The organism is Pontibacter diazotrophicus (genome assembly GCF_003367245.1).
GTDB lineage: Bacteria > Bacteroidota > Bacteroidia > Cytophagales > Hymenobacteraceae > Pontibacter > Pontibacter diazotrophicus.
In genome coordinates this window covers 1-1001 of record NZ_QRGR01000082.1, presented here as the reverse complement: position 1 = coordinate 1001, position 1001 = coordinate 1, and the positions used below count along the sequence as shown (strand labels likewise).

At 57.3% G+C, this 1001-nt stretch carries 1 protein-coding gene; it reads left to right on the top strand.

Features of this window, described 5'->3' with window-relative positions:
* Positions 1 to 984 (top strand): IS66 family transposase (gene tnpC / locus DXT99_RS26760; protein ID WP_115568657.1); only part of this gene is annotated, 984 nt, incomplete at its 5' end.
* Between the last annotated feature and the right edge of the window lie 17 nt (positions 985 to 1001).

The window sequence follows — 1001 nt, the reverse complement described above, 5'->3', positions numbered from 1 at the left end:
GGTTTACTGGCCTCTATTCTGGTCGATAAATATCAGGACCACCTGCCGCTCTACAGGCAGAAGCAGCGCTTTGCCCGCGAAAACATCCCCATTGCCTCCTCCACCATAGAAGGGTGGGCCAAACAGGCCCTGGAAAGGCTCGAGCCCCTCTACCAGCAGCTGCTCTTCGACACGAAGGCAAAAGGCTACCTGCAGGCAGACGAGACACCCATAAAGGTGCTCGACTCAGGCAAGAAGGGGGCCTGCCACCAGGGCTACTACTGGGTCTACCACTCGCCATTAGATAAAACGGTGCTCTTCGACTACCGGCCCACCCGCGGTGCAGCCGGGGCAGCGCTATTGAATAAGTTCAAGGGCTACCTGCAAAGTGACGGCTATGCAGTCTACGAGAAGATAGGAGCGCGCCAGGATGTGGTGCACCTGGCCTGCTGGGCCCATGCCAGGCGGGAGTTCGAGAAAGCACTGGGCAATGATGCCAAACGTGCCGGCATAGCGCTGCTCTACATCCAGCAGCTCTATGCTGTGGAGCGCAGCGCTCGGGAAGCGGATATGGATGCGGCAGCCATAAAGCAATTGCGGCTCGACAAGTCCCTGCCTCTGCTGAATCAGATGGGCAAGTGGCTGGTGGAGGAGGTAAAGCACGCGCTGCCCAAGAGCCAGATAGGCAAGGCCATGAACTACAGCATCGCCCGCTGGGATGCCCTCTCCGCCTACCTCTATGACGGAGAGCTGCAGATAGACAACAATCTGGTGGAGAATGCCATCAGACCCGTGGCCCTGGGCCGCAAGAACTACCTCTTTGCCGGCAGCCATGAAGCCGCACAGCGAGCAGCCATGATCTACTCCTTCTTTGCCAGCTGCAAAAAGCACGGGGTGAACCCTTACCAGTGGCTTAAACACACGCTGGAAAACATCATGTCCATCAACCACAAAAACCTGCGCGAGCTCTACCCGCAGAACTTTAAGGACAAGTCAAACATGTAGTTCGTCGGGCGGATACG